Source organism: Leclercia adecarboxylata (assembly GCF_006171285.1).
GTDB classification, from domain to species: Bacteria; Pseudomonadota; Gammaproteobacteria; order Enterobacterales; family Enterobacteriaceae; genus Enterobacter; species Enterobacter barmai.
Genome location: NZ_CP040889.1, coordinates 1,533,860 through 1,553,410, shown reverse-complemented (window position 1 = coordinate 1,553,410; position 19,551 = coordinate 1,533,860). Strand labels below are relative to the sequence as shown.

The following is a 19,551-nucleotide window of genomic DNA, read 5'->3' as shown; positions in this document are numbered from 1 at the left end:
AATGGCTGAAAATCAATACTACGGCACTGGTCGCCGCAAAAGCTCCGCCGCTCGCGTGTTCATCAAACCGGGCAGTGGTAAAATCGTTATCAACCAACGTTCTCTGGAACAGTACTTCGGTCGTGAAACTGCCCGCATGGTAGTTCGTCAGCCGCTGGAACTGGTCGACATGGTTGAGAAACTGGATCTGTACATCACTGTTAAAGGTGGTGGTATCTCTGGTCAGGCTGGTGCGATCCGTCACGGTATCACCCGCGCTCTGATGGAGTACGATGAGTCCCTGCGTGGCGAACTGCGTAAAGCTGGCTTCGTTACTCGTGATGCTCGTCAGGTTGAACGTAAGAAAGTCGGTCTGCGTAAAGCACGTCGTCGTCCACAGTTCTCCAAACGTTAATTGGTTTCTGCTTCGGCAGACAACAATTTGCGAAAAACCCGCTTCGGCGGGTTTTTTTATGGCGAAAGCGCAACGCCTTCCCTTGCAGACTTCCTTTCTGACCTCTTTTTCCGCATTTCCAGAATCCCCTCACCACAAAGGTCGCAAAATCTGGTAAACTATCATCCACTTTTGTGTCCAAATAACGGTGAATGCTCGATTTTTGTTCTCTTTTTGAACAGGATTAAGAATTCCCTGGGATGGGCAGTAAAACATCTGGCTGGCCTGTATGGCCGGTAGCAGTAAAAATTCTGAATATACCTGGAGGTTTTCATGGCTGTCGCTGCCAACAAACGTTCGGTAATGACGCTGTTTTCTGGTCCTACTGACATTTATAGCCATCAGGTTCGTATCGTGCTGGCCGAGAAGGGTGTCAGTTTTGAGATCGAGCATGTGGAAAAGGATAACCCGCCTCAGGATCTGATCGATCTCAACCCAAGCCAGAGCGTGCCAACGCTGGTGGATCGTGAGCTGACCCTGTGGGAATCCCGTATCATTATGGAATATCTGGATGAGCGTTTCCCGCATCCGCCGCTGATGCCGGTCTACCCGGTTGCGCGTGGGGAAAGCCGTCTGTACATGCAGCGTATCGAGAAAGACTGGTATACGCTGATGAACGTTATTGCTAACGGTTCCTCCTCAGAAGCCGATGCCGCGCGTAAACAGCTGCGTGAAGAGCTGCTGGCCATCGCACCGGTGTTCGGTCAGCGTCCATTCTTCCTGAGCGACGAGTTCAGCCTGGTAGACTGCTACCTGGCTCCGCTGCTGTGGCGTCTGCCGATTCTGGGCGTTGAGTTCAGCGGTCCGGGCGCGAAAGAGCTGAAAGGCTATATGACGCGCGTATTTGAACGCGACTCTTTCCTGGCTTCTCTGACTGAAGCTGAACGTGAAATGCGTCTCGGCCGGGGCTAATGATTGTGGAAATGTCACAGCTGTCTCCGCGCCGTCCGTATCTGCTGCGTGCCTTCTATGAATGGCTGCTGGATAACCAGCTCACGCCGCACCTGGTAGTGGATGTGACGTTACCGGGCGTGCAGGTTCCTATGGAATACGCACGTGACGGGCAAATTGTGCTGAACATCGCGCCGCGCGCGGTGGGCGGTCTTGAGCTGGCGAACGACGAAGTGCGCTTCAATGCCCGCTTCGGCGGCGTTCCGCGTCAGGTTTCTGTGCCGCTGGCTGCCGTACTGGCAATCTATGCGCGTGAAAACGGCGCGGGCACCATGTTTGAGCCGGAAGCGGCTTATGATGAAGACGTTTCCAGCCTCAACGATGAAAATGGCGCGACCGAGAGCGAAAGCGAGCCGGTCATGTCGATTATCGACGGCGATAAACCCGATCACGACGATGATCCTGACGATACACCGCCGCCGCGCGGTGGGCGTCCATCGTTACGCGTTGTGAAATAAAAAAAGGGCCATTGGCCCTTTTTTTTGTCCTGTGCGGCCCGACGAGAGTGGATCCCGCCGGACCGTAGTGTTTACACTTCCAGGAAGTTCATGATGCCCTCAGCCGCTTTACGGCCTTCGGCAATGGCGGTAACTACCAGGTCTGAACCGCGAACGATATCGCCACCGGCGAAGATTTTCGGGTTGCTGGTCTGGAAGGCGTTATCGCTGCCTTCCGGGGCAATGATGCGGCCCTGAGAATCCAGCTCAACGCTGTGTTTCGCCAGCCACTCCATGCTGTGTGGACGGAAACCAAACGCCATCACCACCGCATCGGCCGGGATCACATACTCGGAACCGGCAACGATTTCCGCGCGACGACGGCCTTTCGCATCCGGCGCACCCATCTCAGTACGCGCCATCTTCACGCCGCTGACTTTACCGTTGGCATTCACTTCAATACCCAGAGGCTGGATGTTGAACTGGAACTCCACGCCCTCTTCACGCGCGTTTTTCACTTCGCGTTTGGAGCCCGGCATGTTCTCTTCGTCACGACGATAGGCACAGATAACGTGCGTGGCATTCTGACGAATGGAGGTACGCACGCAGTCCATCGCGGTATCACCACCGCCCAGAACCACCACGCGTTTGCCTTCCATGCTGACGTACGGCTCATCAGCGGTTTCGCCGTAACCCATCATCTGCTTGGTGTTGGCAATCAGGAACGGCAGCGCGTCATATACGCCCGACGCGTCTTCGTTTTCCAGCCCACCGCGCATCGACTGATAGGTGCCCACGCCCAGGAATACCGAGTCGTAATCTTTGAGCAGATCGTCGAGCTGTACGTCACGGCCCACTTCGGTGTTGAGTTTGAACTCAATGCCCATGCCGGTGAAGATTTCACGGCGGCGGGTCATCACCTCTTTTTCCAGCTTGAAGGCCGGGATGCCGAAGGTGAGCAGACCGCCGATCTCCGGGTGACGGTCAAACACCACGGCTTTCACGCCGTTGCGGGTCAGCACGTCGGCACAGGCCAGGCCCGCCGGACCGGCACCGATAATCGCCACGCGTTTGTCGGTCTGACGCACGCCGGTCATATCCGGACGCCATCCCATTTCGAACGCTTTATCATTGATATAGCGTTCGATATTGCCGATAGTCACCGCACCGAACTCGTCGTTCAGGGTGCAGGAGCCTTCACACAGACGGTCCTGAGGACACACGCGGCCGCACACTTCCGGCAGGGTGTTGGTCTGGTGAGACAGCTCGGCTGCCTCAAAAATACGCCCTTCGTTGGCCAGCTTTAGCCAGTTTGGGATGTAGTTATGGACCGGACATTTCCACTCGCAGTACGGGTTACCGCAGGACAGGCAGCGGTCTGCCTGTGCTTTGGCCTGGCCTTCGGAAAACGGCTCGTAGATTTCAACAAATTCAATTTTACGGATCTTCAGCGGCTTCTTCGGCGGATCAACGCGCTGCAAGTCGATAAACTGGTAAACATTCTGGCTCATCTGAATTCCTTACTGCGCCTGCACACGCAGCTCTGCTGCGCTACGACTACGGTGACCCAACAGGGCTTTAACATCGCTGGACTTCGGTTTAACCAGCGCGAATTTCGCTGAGAACGCCGGCCAGTTCGCCAGGATCTCTTCGCCGCGCACGGAACCGGTGTGGTGCACGTGCTCGGTAATCAACCCACGCAGGTGCTCCTCGTGGATCGCCAGGCTTTCAACATCCAGCACTTCCACCAGCTCCGGGTTCACGCGTTTACGGAAGTCACCGCTTTCATCCAGGACATAGGCGAAACCACCGGTCATACCCGCACCGAAGTTAACGCCCGTTTTACCCAGTACGCAGACAATCCCGCCGGTCATGTATTCACAGCCGTTATCGCCGATGCCTTCAACCACGGTGATAGCACCGGAGTTACGCACCGCGAAACGCTCGCCCGCACGACCTGCGGCGAACAGACGACCACCGGTTGCACCGTACAGACAGGTGTTGCCGATGATGCTGGCATCACAGCTGCGGAAGGCTGAACCCACCGGAGGACGTACCGCCAGCAGACCGCCCGCCATGCCTTTGCCGACGTAGTCGTTGGCATCGCCGGTCAGGTAGAGCTCAACGCCGCCTGCGTTCCAGACGCCGAAGCTCTGGCCCGCGGTGCCGCTGAAGTGCGCGGTAATCGGATCGGCAGCCAGACCCTGGTCGCCGTGCGTCTGTGCGATATAACCCGAGAGGCTTGCGCCCACGGAACGGTCGGTGTTGCGAATATCAAACCAGAAGGTTTTGCTCTGCTTCTCATCCACAAACGACTTCGCCTGCTGCAACAGTTGAGCGTTCAGCACGCCATTGTCGAACGGCGGGTTGTTCTCGGTGCAGTACACCGCTTTGCCTGCCTTAGGCTCAGCCGTTTCCAGCAGACGGGACAGCTTCAGGTTCTGCTGTTTGGCGGTGAACCCGTCCAGCTCTTTCAGCAGGTCGGTACGGCCAATCAGATCCACCAGACGCGTCACGCCCAGCTGCGCCATCAGCTCGCGGGTTTCGCGGGCGATGAAGTCAAAGTAGTTAGTCACTTTGAACGGCAGACCGTGGTAGTGGTTCTTACGCAGCTTCTCGTCCTGGGTTGCAACACCGGTTGCGCAGTTGTTCAGGTGGCAAATACGCAGGTATTTACAGCCCAGCGCGACCATCGGACCGGTACCGAAACCGAAGCTCTCTGCACCCAGAATCGCCGCTTTAATGATGTCGAGGCCGGTTTTCAGGCCACCGTCCACCTGCAGGCGGATCTTGTGACGCAGACCGTTAGCCACCAGGGCCTGCTGGGTTTCAACCAGACCCAGCTCCCACGGACAGCCCGCATATTTCACGGAGGAGAGCGGGCTTGCGCCAGTACCACCGTCGTAACCGGCGATGGTAATCAGGTCGGCATAGGCTTTCGCCACGCCGGTGGCGATAGTGCCCACACCCGGCTCGGAAACCAGCTTCACGGAGATCATCGCTTTCGGGTTGACCTGTTTCAGGTCGAAAATCAGCTGCGCCAGATCCTCGATAGAGTAGATATCGTGGTGCGGCGGCGGGGAGATCAGCGTCACGCCCGGTACCGAGTAGCGCAGTTTGGCGATGTACGGGGTCACTTTGTCACCCGGCAACTGACCGCCCTCGCCCGGTTTTGCACCCTGAGCGACTTTAATCTGAATCACGTCAGCGTTGACCAGGTAGGCAGGCGTCACACCGAAGCGACCGGAAGCAACCTGCTTAATGCGCGACACTTTATTGGTGCCGTAGCGCGCCGGATCTTCACCGCCTTCGCCGGAGTTAGAGTTCCCGCCGATGCTGTTCATCGCTTCTGCCAGCGCCTCGTGGGCTTCCGGACTTAACGCGCCGATAGACATCGCGGCGGTATCAAAGCGCTTGAACAGCTCGGTCGCCGGTTCAACGTCGTTGATGCTGACGGCGGTATCACCCGGGTTCAGCGCCAGCAGATCACGCAGCGTGGCCGCCGGACGGTTGTTTACCAGTTCAGCATACTGTTGATAATCGCTGTACTCGCCGCTCTGAACGGCCTGCTGCAGGGTGCGCACCACGTCCGGGTTATAGGCGTGGTATTCGCCGCCGTGCACGTACTTCAGCTGTCCGCCCTGATCCAGCGGCTTACGCGCCAGCCAGGCGCGTTTGGAGAGGTTCAGCAGATCCTGCTGGAAGTCGCTGAAGTCCGCTCCGCCGATACGGCTGATCACGCCCTGGAAGCACAGATCCGCGACATCATCATGCAGACCCACGGCTTCGAACAGCTTCGAGCAGCGGTAAGAGGCGATGGTCGAGATGCCCATTTTGGACATGATCTTGTACAGACCTTTGTTGATGCCGTTACGGTAGTTCAGCATCACGGTACGGTAGTCTTTTTCGATGGCGTTGGTGTCCACCAGTTTTGCCAGCGTTTCGTAGGCAAGGTACGGGTAGATCGCCGTCGCGCCAAAGCCCAGCAGCACGGCAAAGTGGTGCGGATCGCGGGCGCTTGCGGTCTCAACAATGATGTTGGCGTCGCAGCGCAGGCTCTTGTCCACCAGGCGAGTCTGGATTGCACCCACCGCCATTGGCGCCGGAACCGGCAGGCGGTTCTTCGCAATGTTACGGTCGGAGAGGACCAGCAGGACGGTACCGTTACGCACCATCTGTTCGGCCTTATCACACAGCGCTTTCACCGTCTCTTCGAGGCTCGCTTCGGTCACGTCAAAGGTAATATCGAGCGTGTCGGCGCGATAATGTTCCTCTTTCATGGTGGTCAGCTGGGTGAAATCGGAGTAGAGCAGAATCGGCGATTTAAAGGTCAGACGGTGGGCCTGGCCTTCGGCTTCGCAGAAGACGTTCATCTCACGGCCGATGCTGGTGGCCAGCGACATCACGTGTGCTTCACGCAGCGGATCGATTGGCGGGTTGGTAACCTGCGCAAACTGCTGACGGAAGTAGTCGTAAATGATACGCGGCTGGCTGGAGAGCACGGCGAATGGGGTGTCGTCGCCCATGGAGCCGACCGCTTCCTGGCCATTTTCACCGAGCACGCGGATAACGGAGTCCAGCTCTTCCGCGCTGTAGTTAAACTGTTTCTGGTAGCTGGCAAGAGTATCATCATCCAGCTCGCGGCTGCCCACGTCCTGATCCGACAGATCTTCGAACGGCACCAGACGGCGGACGTTTTTCTCCATCCACTCTTTATACGGATGACGGCTCTTCAGATCGTTATCGGTTTCCGCAGAGTGCAGAATGCGACCGACACGGGTATCGATAACCATCAGCTCGCCAGGCCCAACGCGGCCTTTTTCCACCACTTCGTCAGGCTGGTAATCCCAGATACCTACTTCAGAGGCACAGGTAATCAGCTTGTCTTTAGTGATGACGTAGCGCGCAGGGCGCAGGCCGTTACGGTCCAGGTTACAGGCGGCAAAGCGGCCGTCGGACATGACGATGCCGGCCGGGCCATCCCACGGCTCCATGTGCATGGAGTTAAAGTCGAAGAAGGAACGCAGCTCCGGATCCATATCCGGGTTGTTCTGCCAGGCTGGCGGAACGAGCAGACGCATGGCGCGGACGATATCCATCCCGCCGGCAAGCAGCAGTTCCAGCATGTTATCCATGGAGCTGGAGTCAGAGCCGGTTTCGTTCACGAACGGCGCGGCATCGTGCAGATCCGGGATCAGCGGGGTCTGGAATTTATAGGTACGGGCGCGTGCCCACTGGCGGTTACCGGTAATGGTATTGATTTCGCCGTTGTGCGCCAGGTAGCGGAACGGCTGAGCCAGCGGCCAGCGTGGTACGGTGTTGGTGGAGAAGCGCTGGTGGAACAGGCAAATGGCCGATTCCAGACGCAGGTCCGCCAGGTCCAGGTAGAAGCGCGGCAGGTCAGCCGGCATACACAGACCTTTATAGATGTTCACCAGGTTCGAGAGGCTACAAACGTAGAACTCTTTATCGTCCTGCAGGCGTTTTTCAATGCGGCGGCGGGCGATGAACAGGCGGCGTTCCATATCACGCGGACGCCAGCCCGCAGGCGCGTTGACAAAGATTTGCTCGATACGAGGCAGCGAGGAGAGGGCGATTTCACCGAGGACCCCTTCGTTGGTTGGCACATCGCGCCAGCCGACAATAGACAGGGTTTCGCGTTGAAGTTCTTCTTCGACGATGCGGCGTGATACGGCTGCTTTTTCAGCGTCCTGATTCAGGAACAGCATGCCGACGGCGTAGTTTTTAGCTAAACGCCAGCCGCGCTCTTCCGCCACGATGCGGAAGAAACGATCCGGTTTTTGCAGCAGCAGACCGCAACCGTCGCCGGTTTTACCATCCGCGAGGATAGCGCCACGGTGCTGCATACGGGCCAGTGCGTGTATAGCGGTACGCACTACCTTGTGGCTAGGTTCGCCTTCTATGTGGGCGATCAGGCCGAAACCACAGTTATCCTTCTCAAGGGATTTATCGTACAACATATCAGTGAACCTCCCCAGGCTCGTCGGGCTTCCCACTGAACCGTGGCGCACAGGCACAGAAAGAGCATGGCGACGGGGTTTGCGTTTCATACGCGTACCTCGCATTCGCCCTCTTAATATCCTTTTCGCGCAGGTAAACAAGTTTGAGGACTTGCTTCAGAGGGAATCTCAATTACTGCATAAATATGATGAGCAGGCTGCTCATCCAGAAAGCTTCCAGCGGATTTCCAACTTATCGGGAATCTGTACACAGGTCAAATGGCAATCTTATTTATACAAAAATGTGCTAAAGAAAGGTTAGTGAGTTGATTTGTATGGATATTTAACCTCTTTCACATCCCTGTAACCTTGCTGTGGGCTTTGGGGTAGTGTGATCTGACTCACTATATGAAAGCGGTATTATCGCTGTAGCATGCTAAATAGTGCGATTTAAGCAGGATATAATGCCGCCGCATGGGAATAACCCGCATGATGTCACTGTTTTTTAGCACGGACGATATAAATGAAAAAAACCATCAGAACATAAGGAAAAGTAATTAAGCAGGCGATGAATGAAATTGCAATTATCTTGGTTATTTATGCAAAGGATAAAAGCGCACCGTGGCGATTGATCCAGGTCATCGCCGACGGCGGTTAAAAATGGCAGGCTTGTCCCCTTTCTACGGGGCGGTCTAACAGATTATGCAGTTACAGAAATTAGTCAATATGTTTGGTGGGGATCTTTCACGCCGGTACGGGCAAAAGGTCCATAAGCTGTCGCTCCACGGGGGTTTTAGCTGCCCGAATCGCGACGGCACTATCGGACGCGGCGGCTGCACCTTCTGTAATGTAGCCTCCTTTGCTGACGAAGCGCAGCAGCATCAGTCCATTGCCGCCCAGCTTGCTCATCAGTCCACGCGGGTGAATCGTGCGAAGCAGTATCTGGCCTATTTCCAGGCTTATACCAGCACCTGGGCTGAAGTGCAGGTGCTGCGCTTGATGTATCAGCAGGCGGTGAGCCAGGCGAATATTGTCGGGCTCTGCGTCGGCACGCGCCCGGACTGCGTGCCCGAGGCGGTACTCGATCTGCTCAGCGAGTATAAAGAGCAGGGATATGAGATCTGGCTGGAGCTGGGATTGCAGACCGCGCACGATAAAACTCTGCATCGCATCAATCGTGGACACGATTTTGCCTGCTATCAACGTACTGCCCGGCTGGCGCGGGAGCGCGGGCTGAAAGTCTGTAGCCATCTTATCGTCGGCCTGCCGGGAGAAGGGCAGCATCACGCCCTGGAAACCCTGAATAAGGTAGTCGAGACCGGGGTGGATGGCATCAAGCTGCACCCGCTGCATATCGTCACGGGCAGCATTATGGCGAAAGCGTGGGAGGCCGGGCGACTGAACGGCATTGAACTGGACGAGTATGTCCTCACCGCCGGGGAGATGATTCGCCACACGCCGCCGGAGGTGGTGTATCACCGCATCTCTGCCAGCGCCCGCCGTCCAACGCTGCTGGCACCGCTGTGGTGCGAGAACCGTTGGACGGGGATGGTGGAGCTGGACCGCTATCTGAATGAGCAGGGTGTGCAGGGCTCGGCGCTGGGTACACCCTGGGCGCCGACGTTACCGGCGGCGTCCGCCCAATAAGCTGCCCAGCACACCGCGTATAATCTGATTCGTCACCTGACGCGCCGCGCTTTTCGCCATGGTTTGCACCACGCCGTCGCGTTTACCTCCGCGCGGCCCGGTGCTGCCAAACAAAATGTCTTTTAAGCCGCCGAGGATCCCGTCATCGACCGCCACGGTCTGGCCTTTAGCGGCAGGCGCCTGCTGCTGTTCCGTGGTGGCCTGCACCCCTTTCTGCAGCATTTCAAACGCCGACTCCCGGTCCACCTCATCTTCGTACTTACCGTAGACCGGAGAGTGGTTGATCAGCCCGTTACGCTCGTCGTCGCTGACTGGCCCCATTCTGGAGTTGGGCGCAATGACCATCGCGCGCTCGACCATGGATGGGCTGCCTTTGGCATCGAGGAAAGAGATCAGCGCCTCGCCGGTGCCCAGCGCCTGAATGGCCGCTTCGGTATCAAACGCTGGATTGGCGCGCATGGTCTGGGCCGCGGCTTTCACGGCCTTCTGATCTTTAGGCGTAAAGGCGCGCAGGGCATGCTGGACGCGATTACCCAGTTGGCCCAGCACGTTGTCAGGAATATCAGCCGGGTTTTGCGAAACGAACCAGACGCCCACGCCTTTAGAGCGGATCAGGCGGATCACCTGCTCGATCTTATCCAGCAGCACCTGCGGCGCATCGCTGAACAGGAGATGGGCTTCGTCAAAAAAGAAGACCAGCTTCGGTTTTTCCAGATCGCCTGCTTCCGGCAGCTGTTCAAAGAGTTCAGAGAGCATCCACAGCAGGCTGGCCGCGTAGAGCTTCGGCATCTGGTAGAGCTTTTCCGCACTCAGGATGTTGATGATGCCTTTACCGCTGCTGTCGGTACGCATCCAGTCCTTGATATCCAGCATCGGCTCGCCAAAGAAGTGTTCGGCTCCCTGCTGCTCAAGGCTCAGTAATCCACGCTGGATGGCGCCAATGGAGGCGGAGCTGATATTGCCGTACTGCGTCTGGAAGGCTTTGGCGTTATCGCCGATGTACTGCGTAATGGCCCGCAAGTCTTTGAAATCGAGCAGCAGCAGCCCCTGGTCGTCGGCAATGCGGAAGATAATGTTCAGCACGCCAGACTGCACCTCGTTCAGATCGAGCAGACGCGTCAGCAGCAGCGGGCCGAGATCGGAAACGGTCGCCCGCACCGGATGCCCCTTCTCGCCGAAAATATCCCACAACATCACCGGATTGCTTTGCGGCTGCCAGTCGGTGACGCCGATGTTTTTCAGCCGTTCGAGTAACTTATCCGATGCGACCCCCTCCCGGGCAACGCCGCTGAGATCGCCTTTTACGTCAGCCATAAACACCGGCACGCCAGTGTTCGAAAATGACTCGGCCAGCTTTTGCAACGTCACCGTTTTACCCGTACCCGTTGCGCCTGTGATTAGGCCATGACGGTTCGCCATCGCGGGCAGTAAAAACAGCTCAGTATCCGGCGTGCGGGCAATCAGCAGGGGTGTACTCATGATGCATTTCCTCGTGGGATCCTGCGTGGAGTATAGGCAACCTGACGGCAAATTGAATGTGTCAATTTCTTACTTTGCAGCGCATTACGCAACGCGGGCTATGCTTTTGCATACGGTAAACAACATATTGGAAAGCTATGTCCAGATTCTTCTTTAACGACCGCAAACAGCTGGTCAATGATGCCATTGAAGGTATGCTGATCTCCGCTCCACACGGCAATCTCGCCAGGCTGGATATCGATCCGGCTATCCGCGTGGTGGTGCGTGCCGACTGGGATAAAAGTCGCGTCGCGGTCATTTCCGGCGGTGGCTCCGGCCATGAACCGGCCCATGCGGGTTTTGTTGGTAAAGGGATGCTGACCGCAGCCGTCTGCGGCGATCTGTTCGCCTCACCGAGCGTTGAGGCGGTGCTCAGCGCCATTGTGGCGGTGACGGGGGATCGTGGCTGTCTGCTGATTGTCAAAAACTACACCGGGGATCGTCTCAACTTTGGCCTCGCGGCAGAAAAAGCCAAGCGCTACGGGCTCAAAGTGGAGATGGTGATCGTGGCCGATGATATCGCCCTGCCGGATAACAAGCAGCCGCGCGGCATCGCCGGAACCGCGCTGGTACATAAGGTCGCCGGATATGCCGCCGAACAGGGTAAGTCGTTAAACGAGGTGCGCGATATGGCACGCGAGGCCTGCGACAACCTCTGGAGCCTGGGTGTGGCGATGCAGACCTGCAACCTGCCGGGCAGCGACGATGAAGAGGGGCGCATCAAAAAAGGCCATGTTGAGCTGGGGTTGGGGATCCACGGCGAGCCCGGAGCCTCGGTGGTGGATACGCAAAACAGCAGGGAGATTATTGATACCCTGGTGCAACCGCTGCTGGCGCAGGCGGGCGAGGGACGGCTGGCGGTGCTCATCAATAACCTTGGCGGCGTGTCGGCCCTGGAGATGGCGCTGCTGACCAAAGAGCTGGCGCATTCCGCCCTGAAGGATCGGATTGCGTATCTGATTGGCCCGGCGCCGCTGGTGAGCTCGCTGGATATGAAAGGTTTTTCGTTATCCCTGCTGAAGCTGAACAAGACGTTTGAGCAGGCGCTCAACGCGCCGGTAGAGACGCTGGGCTGGCAAAAGCCCGTGGCCTTTGAGCCGCTGCGTACGCTGAAGCATACCCCGCTGCATGACAGCGTGGAATTTACCCCGTCGGCAAATGCGCGGGTTGCGCAGCACGTCGCTGCGGTGACGGAGCGGTTAATCGCCCTTGAAAACCGCCTTAACGCCCTGGATGCGAAAGTCGGGGATGGCGATACCGGCTCGACCTTTGCGCAAGGGGCGAGGGATATTGCGCAATGGCTGGAGGAGGATCGCCTGCCGCTGAACGATCTGCCGCAGCTGTTGCTGGTAGTGGGCGAACGGCTGGCGACGGTAATGGGCGGGTCGAGCGGCGTATTAATGTCGATCTTCTTTACCGCTGCCGGGCAGGCGCTGCGTAGCGGCAAGCCGTTGCCGGATGCCTTGCTGACCGGGCTTGCGCAAATGAAACACTATGGCGGGGCCGATCTGGGGGATCGTACCCTGATCGATGCCCTCCAGCCGGCGCTGGAAGCGTTGCAAAGAGGGGGTATCCAGGCCGCGTCAGAGGCCGCGAAAAAGGGTGCACAAGCGACAGCCAGTATGCAAAAAGCCGGAGCAGGGCGTTCATCGTACGTCAATAAAGAGAATCTGGCTGGGGTGACCGATCCGGGCGCGGTGGCGGTTGCAGAGGTGTTTGGCGCGTTAGTGCGGTAGTGGAGAAACGCCCGGTGGCGGTTGCGCCTTACCGGGCCTACAAAGCACGCGTAGGCCCGGTAAGGCGCAACCGCCACCGGGCAATAACGGCTTAAAAATCTGCTTTCAATACCACGCGGTAACGGGCCTTGCCGTCACGAACGTGTTGAATGGCTTCGTTGATTTTCGACATCGGGTACGTCTCGATGGTCGGGGCGACACCGGTGCGTCCGGCAAACTTCATCAGTTTGCGCAGCTCGTACGGTGTACCCGTGGCGGAACCGGAGATGCTGCGATCGCCGCCAATCAGCGTAAAGGCAGGAACAGGCAGCGGCTTCATCACGGCACCCACGGTATGGAAGTTGCCGCCGTAAGCCAGCGCTTCAAAGTAGGGCTGCCAGTCGAGATCGACGTTTACCGTGTTGATGATCAGATCGAATTGCCCCGCCAGCGCGTTCAGTGCTTCAGGATCGCGGCTGTTCACCACTTTATCCGCCCCCATCGCCAGCACTTCTTTCTCTTTGGCAGGGTTTGAACTAAACGCGGTGACTTCACAGCCCATCGCATGCAGCAGCTTGATGGCAATATGGCCCAGACCACCGATACCAATCACGCCTACACGGCTGGTGGCGGTGATATGGTGCATCAGCAGCGGTTTAAAGACGGTGATCCCGCCGCACAGCAGCGGACCGGCGGATTCAATATCCATCTGCTCAGGGAGAGGAATGACCCACTGCCAGTCGGCGCGCAGTTTATCGGCGAAACCGCCTTTATTCAGAATGGTTGGCGTTGAACCTTCCAGACAGTTGATCTGGTTGCCGCTGATACAGGCGTCGCAGTGACCGCAGCTACGGGCGGTCCAGCCGATGCCCACGCGCTGACCTATCTTCAGGCCTTTATCCTGCGCGGCATCGCCCAGGGCAACCACGCGGCCGATAACTTCGTGACCGGCAATCAACGGATATTGTGAGAAGCCCCATTCGTTATCGATCATTGACAGGTCGGAATGGCAAATCCCGCAGTAATCCACCTGCACTTCGACGTCTTCTGCTAGCAGCTCGCCCGCATCGTATTCGTACAGCTCAAGCTCTGCACCCGCCTGCGGTGCGGCGTAGCTTTTTATCTTTGACATCAGTATTCCCCCTCGTGGTGTTGAACTGAGAGTGTAGAGCATTCAGTTTACAGCCGCTTAACAGAAGGGGGCGGGAAGGGGAATTACAGCGTTTTCAGCATCCGCACTTCGCAATCGACGTGGCCGGTACAGCCCAGCGGCTGGTCGATGTGCTCAAAGCCGAGATGCTCATACAGCCTGATGGCTTCGGTCAGGAAGGCGGTGGTTTCAAGGTAGCAGCGCTTAAAGCCCTGAGCACGGGCGTGATCCAGCGCCTGTAGCGCCAGTTTCTTCGCTAAGCCTTGTCCGCGGACGACGGGAAGGAAATACATTTTTTGCAGTTCGCAGATGTCCGGCTCGCTGCAGGCGAGCGGTGCAACGCCACCGCCACCCACAACCTGCCCGTTCTGCTCTACAACCCAATAGGCATGCCCCGGCTGGCTGTACAGAGCGTACAGTTCGTCGAGATTGGGATCCGCAACGGTATAACCTTTATCGGCCGTGAGGCCGTATTCGGCTGATACCCGGCGGATAACGCCGGCAATGGCCGGGTTATCCGTGGCGGTGATACGGCGCAGGTGCGCCGTTACAGGAGCATTTACACGCATTGCTTCACTCATTACAACGCACTAATAACGGCCTGCTGCTCAATCAGCTTCGCTTTCGCTTCCGCGTAACCGGTCAGCTTTTCACGCTCTTTGGCGATCACCGCTTCCGGCGCACGGGCAACAAAGCCTTCGTTGGACAGTTTGTTTTCGATGCGGCCAATCTCATCGTCAACTTTAGCCACTTCTTTCGCCAGACGTGCCAGCTCAGCATCTTTGTCGATCAGACCAGCCATCGGGATCAGCAGCTCGGCGCCGTCGATGATTTTGGTCACGGAGACCGGACCTTTATCATCAGCAGGCAGCACGGTGATGCTCTCCAGACGCGCCATAGTCTGCAGGAAGGTGCTGTTCTCGTTCACGCGACGCTGTGCCGCTTCGCTGCAACCGCGCAGCAGCAGTTCCAGCGGTTTGCCCGGCGCGATGTTCATTTCGGCACGGATGTTACGCACGGCGACGATCGCCTGCTTCAGCCACTCGGTATCGGATGCAGCAGCTTCGTCAATCTGCGCGGTGTCGAATGCCGGGAACGGCTGCAGCATGATGGTGTCAGCGTTGATGCCAGCGATGACCTTCACGCGCTGCCAGATGGTTTCGGTGATGAACGGGATGATCGGGTGCGCCAGGCGCAGCAGACCTTCCAGAACGGTGATCAGCGTATTACGCGTGCCGCGCAGTTCCGCTTCAGTACCGCCGTTCATGACCGGTTTGGTCAGCTCCAGGTACCAGTCGCAGAACTGGTTCCAGGTGAATTCGTACAGGATGCCTGCCGCGATATCGAAGCGGTAGTTATCCAGCGCCTCGCGGAACGCTTTGGTGGTCTGGTTGAATTCAGCCAGGATCCAGCGGTCTGCCAGGGACAGGGTCATTTCGCCGCCGTTAAAGCCGCAATTCTGATCTTCGGTGTTCATCAGTACGAAGCGGCTGGCGTTCCACAGCTTGTTACAGAAGTTGCGGTAACCTTCCAGACGTTTCATGTCCCAATTGATGTCGCGACCGGTTGAAGCCAGCGCCGCCAGGGTGAAACGCAGGGCGTCGGTGCCGTGCGGCTCGATGCCGTCCGGGAACTGCTTCTCGGTGCGCTTGCGGATCTTCTCAGCCAGCTGCGGCTGCATCATGTTGCCGGTACGTTTCTCCAGCAGCTCTTCCAGGGAGATACCGTCAACCATGTCCAGCGGGTCAATAACGTTACCCTTGGACTTGGACATCTTCTGGCCTTCGTCGTCACGGATCAGACCGGTCATGTAGACGGTATGGAACGGAACCTGCGGCTTGCCGTTTTCATCTTTGATGAAGTGCATGGTCATCATGATCATGCGGGCGATCCAGAAGAAGATAATGTCGAAGCCGGACACCATCACGCTGGTTGGGTGGAACTGACGCAGCGCGTCGGTGTTTTCCGGCCAGCCGAGGGTGGAGAAGGTCCACAGCGCGGAGGAGAACCAGGTGTCCAGCACGTCTTCGTCCTGACGCAGGGCAACGTCGGCGCTCAGGTTGTTTTCCTGACGCACTTCGTCTTCCGTACGGCCAACGTAGACGTTGCCTTCGTTGTCATACCATGCCGGGATACGGTGACCCCACCACAGCTGACGGGAGATACACCAGTCCTGAATATCGCGCATCCAGGAGAAGTACATGTTTTCGTACTGTTTTGGTACGAACTGGATGTCGCCGTTTTCGACGGCTTCCACCGCAGGTTTCGCCAGCACGTCGGCACGAACGTACCACTGGTCGGTCAGCATCGGCTCGATCACCACGCCGCCACGGTCGCCATAAGGGACGGTCAGATCGTGCGGTTTGATCTCTTCGAGCAGGCCCAGGGCGTCGACAGCGGCAACGACCGCTTTACGCGCGGCAAAACGCTCCAGCTTCTGGAACTCTGCCGGGATATCGCTTGAGTAAACGTCAGACTCTTCGCCTTTGGTGTCGTAGACCTCTGCGCTTTCACGGATATCGCCGTCAAAGGTCAGGATGTTGATCATTGGCAGGGCGTGGCGACGACCTACTTCGTAGTCGTTGAAGTCGTGTGCCGGGGTGATCTTCACGCAGCCGGTGCCTTTTTCCATGTCGGCGTGTTCGTCGCCCACAATCGGAATACGGCGGTTCACCAGCGGCAGAACCACAAATTTGCCAATCAGATCTTTGTAACGCGGATCTTCCGGGTTAACGGCCACGCCGGTATCGCCCAGCAGAGTTTCCGGACGGGTGGTGGCGACAACCAGGTAATCTTTACCGTCTGCGGTTTTCTCGCCGTCGGCCAGCGGATAGCGGATATGCCACATGGAGCCTTTAGACTCGCGGTTTTCCACTTCCAGGTCAGAAATAGCGGTGCGCAGTTTCGGGTCCCAGTTTACCAGGCGCTTGCCACGGTAAATCAGGTCTTCTTTATACAGACGGACGAAGACTTCTTTAACGGCGTTGGAAAGACCTTCGTCCATGGTGAAGCGCTCGCGCTCCCAGTCCACGGAGTTGCCGAGACGGCGCATCTGACGGGTAATGGTGCCGCCAGATTCTGCTTTCCACTGCCAGATTTTGTCGATAAAGGCGTCGCGGCCGTAGTCGTGACGGGTTTTACCTTCTTCAGCGGCAATCTTACGCTCAACCACCATCTGGGTAGCGATACCCGCGTGGTCAGTACCGGCTTGCCACAGGGTGTTTTTGCCCTGCATGCGCTGGTAACGGATCATGGTGTCCATGATGGTCTGCTGGAAGGCATGCCCCATATGCAAACTGCCGGTGACGTTCGGCGGCGGGATCATGATGCAGAAGGACTCTTTGCTTTCATCGCCGTTAGGCTTGAAATAGCCCTGCTGTTCCCAGTGCTCGTAAAGCGGCTGTTCGATATCGCGTGGGTTGTATGTCTTTTCCATTATTTCCAGGTTGCCGTATTCAGGTTAAAACCAGCCAGGCGATACGCTTTATAGCGTTCGCGCGCCAGTTGTTTTAAGGAGTCTTCGTAAGGGACAAAGTCTACCACTTCTGTGAAAGCGGTGGCAAAATCTGCAAAGCCGGTACGTAGGCTAATCAGAATATCGCGTGGGCTGCTGTTACGCTTTTGCGGCCAGGCGATCTCCACCGGAGCACCGCCGCGCGGCCCTTCTCCCGCCAGATTATGCGGAACAAAACTTTCCGCCGGTCGGGCCCACAGCGCTTCATCCAGACGGATGGCCTGCTGCTCATCTTCGCAGGCAATCAGCACGCGAAGACCCGCGCGCCAACGTTCTGCGGCAATTTCACACACCAGCTGTTCAACGGCGCTTAAGCCATCCTGTTGAGTGTCATTGTCCAGAAGATAGAACGTTGCGTTTTTCATATATGGGGTTTCTTGTTGTGGATTTAAATGCAAAACCGGGTGGCGCTGCGCTTACCCGGCCTACAAACGGCATCTTTCCGTAGGCCCGGTAAGCGTAGCGCCACCGGGCATCAGACGGCAATTACTCTTCGCCGTTAAAACCCGCACGATTCAGCAGGAACTGTGACAGCAGGGCAACAGGACGGCCGGTTGCGCCTTTGGCTTTACCAGAGCGCCATGCGGTGCCCGCGATGTCCAGGTGAGCCCAGTTGTACTTGCGGGTAAAGCGCGCCAGGAAGCAGGCCGCGGTAATGGCACCGCCTGGACGCCCACCGATGTTGGCCATATCCGCAAAGTTAGACTCCAGCTGCTCCTGGTACTCATCGGCCATTGGCAAACGCCATGCGCGGTCACCCGCCTGTTCGGACGCACCGATCAGCTCGTGCGCCAGCGGGTTGTGGTTCGACATCAGGCCGGTGATGTGATGGCCCAGGGCAATCACGCAGGCGCCGGTCAGGGTTGCCACGTCGATAACCGCTTCTGGATCGAAGCGCTCAACGTAGGTCAGCACGTCGCACAGCACCAGGCGGCCTTCGGCATCGGTGTTCAGCACTTCAACGGTCTGGCCTGACATGGTGGTGAGGACATCGCCCGGACGATAGGCACGTCCACCCGGCATGTTTTCACAGCCCGCCAGCACGCCGATCACGTTGATCGGCAGCTGCAGCTCGGCCACCATGCGCATCACGCCGTAAACCGCCGCCGCGCCGCACATGTCGTACTTCATCTCATCCATGCCTTCGGCAGGCTTGATGGAGATACCGCCGGAGTCGAAGGTCAGGCCTTTACCCACCAGCACAATCGGACGCACGTCTTCAGCCGGGTTGCCTTTGTACTCAATGACCGACATCAGAGATTCATTTTGTGAACCGTTGCCGACGGCCAGGTAGGAGTGCATTCCCAGCTCTTTCATCTGCTGTTCGCCAATCACGCGGGTGACGACGTTTTTGCTGTAGGAGTCAGCCAGCTGACGCGCCTGTGACGCAAGGTAGCCTGCGTTACAGATGTTTGGCGGCATGTTGCCCAGGTCTTTCGCGGCCTTGATACCGGCAGCGATCGCCAGACCATGTTGAATGGCGCGTTCACCGCTGGTCAGCTCACGGCGGGTAGGGACGTTAAAGACCATCTTACGCAGCGGGCGACGCGGTTCGCTTTTGGTGGTTTTCAGCTGATCGAAGCTGTACAGGGTCTCTTTGGCTGTCTCTACCGCCTGACGTACTTTCCAGTAGGTGTTGCGGCCTTTGACGTGCAGTTCGGTCAGAAAGCACACGGCCTCCATTGAGCCAGTATCATTCAGCGTATTAATCGTTTTCTGAATAACCTGTTTGTACTGGCGCTCGTCCAGCTCGCGCTCCTTGCCACAGCCAATCAGCAGGATGCGCTCGGACAGGACGTTAGGCACGTGATGCAGCAGCAATGTCTGTCCCGGCTTGCCTTCCAGCTCGCCGCGGCGCAGCAGGGCGCTGATGTAGCCGTCACTGATTTTATCGAGTTGTTCGGCGATCGGAGAGAGTCTGCGGGGTTCAAACACGCCGACGACGATGCAGGCACTCCGCTGTTTCTCCGGGCTACCGCTTTTTACACTGAACTCCATGAACTACGCTCCTGAATCTTAAAGACAACAGCGGCAGCTACGGATAGAATTGAAACCTTTCGTAACTCGTACCCGCTGTTGCGGTGACTTCGTGTTAATCTTACGTTATTACGGTTTCGGCACGTCATAATAACTCCTGAAGCGCGAATCCGTCGGGTGTTCTAATCTTAGCGATGATTTCGACGACTCAAGAGAATAAATGACGTTTAAGCCATGAAACAAGCGATT

At 57.4% G+C, this 19,551-nt stretch carries 13 protein-coding genes; 5 read left to right on the top strand and 8 right to left on the bottom strand.

Translation table 11 applies throughout. The features are described 5' to 3' along the window. Position 1: 1 nt before the first annotated feature. From rpsI to sspB, 3 genes are all read left to right on the top strand, one after another. The gene (gene rpsI, locus FHN83_RS09135) at positions 2-394 is read left to right on the top strand and encodes a 30S ribosomal protein S9 (RefSeq protein WP_003025138.1); all 393 of its coding nucleotides are present in this window, start codon (positions 2-4) and stop codon (positions 392-394) included. A 312-nt stretch (positions 395-706) separates the two neighbouring features. Then, entirely contained in the window at positions 707-1,345 is a 639-nt protein-coding gene (gene sspA, locus FHN83_RS09125; protein ID WP_039031606.1) for a stringent starvation protein SspA, read from the top strand. Positions 1,346-1,350: 5 nt separating this feature from the next. Further along, a complete protein-coding gene (gene sspB / locus FHN83_RS09120; RefSeq protein WP_139563711.1) occupies positions 1,351-1,842 on the top strand; it encodes a ClpXP protease specificity-enhancing factor in 492 nt (163 codons plus the stop codon). A gap of 71 nt (positions 1,843-1,913) precedes the next feature. Here sspB and FHN83_RS09115 read toward each other — a convergent pair whose 3' ends face one another. Further along, positions 1,914-3,332, bottom strand: coding sequence for a glutamate synthase small subunit (locus tag FHN83_RS09115; RefSeq protein WP_039031611.1), 1,419 nt, complete (start codon positions 3,330-3,332; stop codon positions 1,914-1,916). A gap of 9 nt (positions 3,333-3,341) precedes the next feature. Then, entirely contained in the window at positions 3,342-7,802 is a 4,461-nt protein-coding gene (gene gltB, locus FHN83_RS09110; RefSeq protein WP_138370315.1) for a glutamate synthase large subunit, read from the bottom strand. A gap of 681 nt (positions 7,803-8,483) precedes the next feature. Here gltB and FHN83_RS09105 point away from each other — a divergent pair. Then, entirely contained in the window at positions 8,484-9,428 is a 945-nt protein-coding gene (locus FHN83_RS09105; protein WP_139563710.1) for a TIGR01212 family radical SAM protein, read from the top strand. Here FHN83_RS09105 and FHN83_RS09100 read toward each other — a convergent pair. Further along, complete coding sequence (locus FHN83_RS09100) at positions 9,405-10,907, bottom strand: helicase HerA-like C-terminal domain-containing protein (protein WP_139563709.1); 1,503 nt, start codon at positions 10,905-10,907, stop codon at positions 9,405-9,407. The genes FHN83_RS09105 and FHN83_RS09100 overlap by 24 nt on opposite strands. 137 nt (positions 10,908-11,044) lie before the next feature. Between FHN83_RS09100 and FHN83_RS09095 the strand changes: the two genes are divergently transcribed. Further along, entirely contained in the window at positions 11,045-12,682 is a 1,638-nt protein-coding gene (locus FHN83_RS09095; protein WP_139563708.1) for a dihydroxyacetone kinase subunit DhaK, read from the top strand. Between the two features lie 91 nt (positions 12,683-12,773). Here FHN83_RS09095 and ahr read toward each other — a convergent pair whose 3' ends face one another. From ahr to pepA, 5 genes are all read right to left on the bottom strand, one after another. Then, positions 12,774-13,793 carry an NADPH-dependent aldehyde reductase Ahr gene (ahr, locus tag FHN83_RS09090; protein WP_039031616.1) on the bottom strand — a complete coding sequence of 340 codons (1,020 nt, stop codon included), beginning with the start codon at positions 13,791-13,793 and terminating at the stop codon, positions 12,774-12,776. A gap of 83 nt (positions 13,794-13,876) precedes the next feature. Beyond that, positions 13,877-14,380, bottom strand: a complete 504-nt coding sequence (locus FHN83_RS09085; protein ID WP_039031834.1) for a GNAT family N-acetyltransferase — start codon at positions 14,378-14,380, stop codon at positions 13,877-13,879. A gap of 11 nt (positions 14,381-14,391) precedes the next feature. Continuing rightward, on the bottom strand, positions 14,392-17,247 hold the full coding sequence (locus FHN83_RS09080) for a valine--tRNA ligase (protein WP_139563707.1): 2,856 nt from the start codon (positions 17,245-17,247) through the stop codon (positions 14,392-14,394). After that, complete coding sequence (gene holC / locus FHN83_RS09075) at positions 17,247-17,690, bottom strand: DNA polymerase III subunit chi (RefSeq protein ID WP_039031618.1); 444 nt, start codon at positions 17,688-17,690, stop codon at positions 17,247-17,249. The genes FHN83_RS09080 and holC overlap by 1 nt, the downstream gene beginning before the upstream one ends. Before the next feature lie 121 nt (positions 17,691-17,811). Continuing rightward, the gene (gene pepA, locus FHN83_RS09070) at positions 17,812-19,323 is read right to left on the bottom strand and encodes a leucyl aminopeptidase (RefSeq protein WP_039031619.1); all 1,512 of its coding nucleotides are present in this window, start codon (positions 19,321-19,323) and stop codon (positions 17,812-17,814) included. Between the last annotated feature and the right edge of the window lie 228 nt (positions 19,324-19,551).

Coding starts and splice junctions, on each gene's coding strand:
- rpsI (WP_003025138.1), top strand. CDS start 2: ATGGCTGAAAATCAATACTACGGCACTGGTCGCCGCAAAAGCTCCGCC.
- sspA (WP_039031606.1), top strand. CDS start 707: ATGGCTGTCGCTGCCAACAAACGTTCGGTAATGACGCTGTTTTCTGGT.
- FHN83_RS09115 (WP_039031611.1), bottom strand. CDS start 3,332: ATGAGCCAGAATGTTTACCAGTTTATCGACTTGCAGCGCGTTGATCCG.
- gltB (WP_138370315.1), bottom strand. CDS start 7,802: ATGTTGTACGATAAATCCCTTGAGAAGGATAACTGTGGTTTCGGCCTG.
- FHN83_RS09105 (WP_139563710.1), top strand. CDS start 8,484: ATGCAGTTACAGAAATTAGTCAATATGTTTGGTGGGGATCTTTCACGC.
- FHN83_RS09100 (WP_139563709.1), bottom strand. CDS start 10,907: ATGAGTACACCCCTGCTGATTGCCCGCACGCCGGATACTGAGCTGTTT.
- FHN83_RS09095 (WP_139563708.1), top strand. CDS start 11,045: ATGTCCAGATTCTTCTTTAACGACCGCAAACAGCTGGTCAATGATGCC.
- ahr (WP_039031616.1), bottom strand. CDS start 13,793: ATGTCAAAGATAAAAAGCTACGCCGCACCGCAGGCGGGTGCAGAGCTT.
- FHN83_RS09085 (WP_039031834.1), bottom strand. CDS start 14,380: ATGCGTGTAAATGCTCCTGTAACGGCGCACCTGCGCCGTATCACCGCC.
- FHN83_RS09080 (WP_139563707.1), bottom strand. CDS start 17,247: ATGGAAAAGACATACAACCCACGCGATATCGAACAGCCGCTTTACGAG.
- holC (WP_039031618.1), bottom strand. CDS start 17,690: ATGAAAAACGCAACGTTCTATCTTCTGGACAATGACACTCAACAGGAT.
- pepA (WP_039031619.1), bottom strand. CDS start 19,323: ATGGAGTTCAGTGTAAAAAGCGGTAGCCCGGAGAAACAGCGGAGTGCC.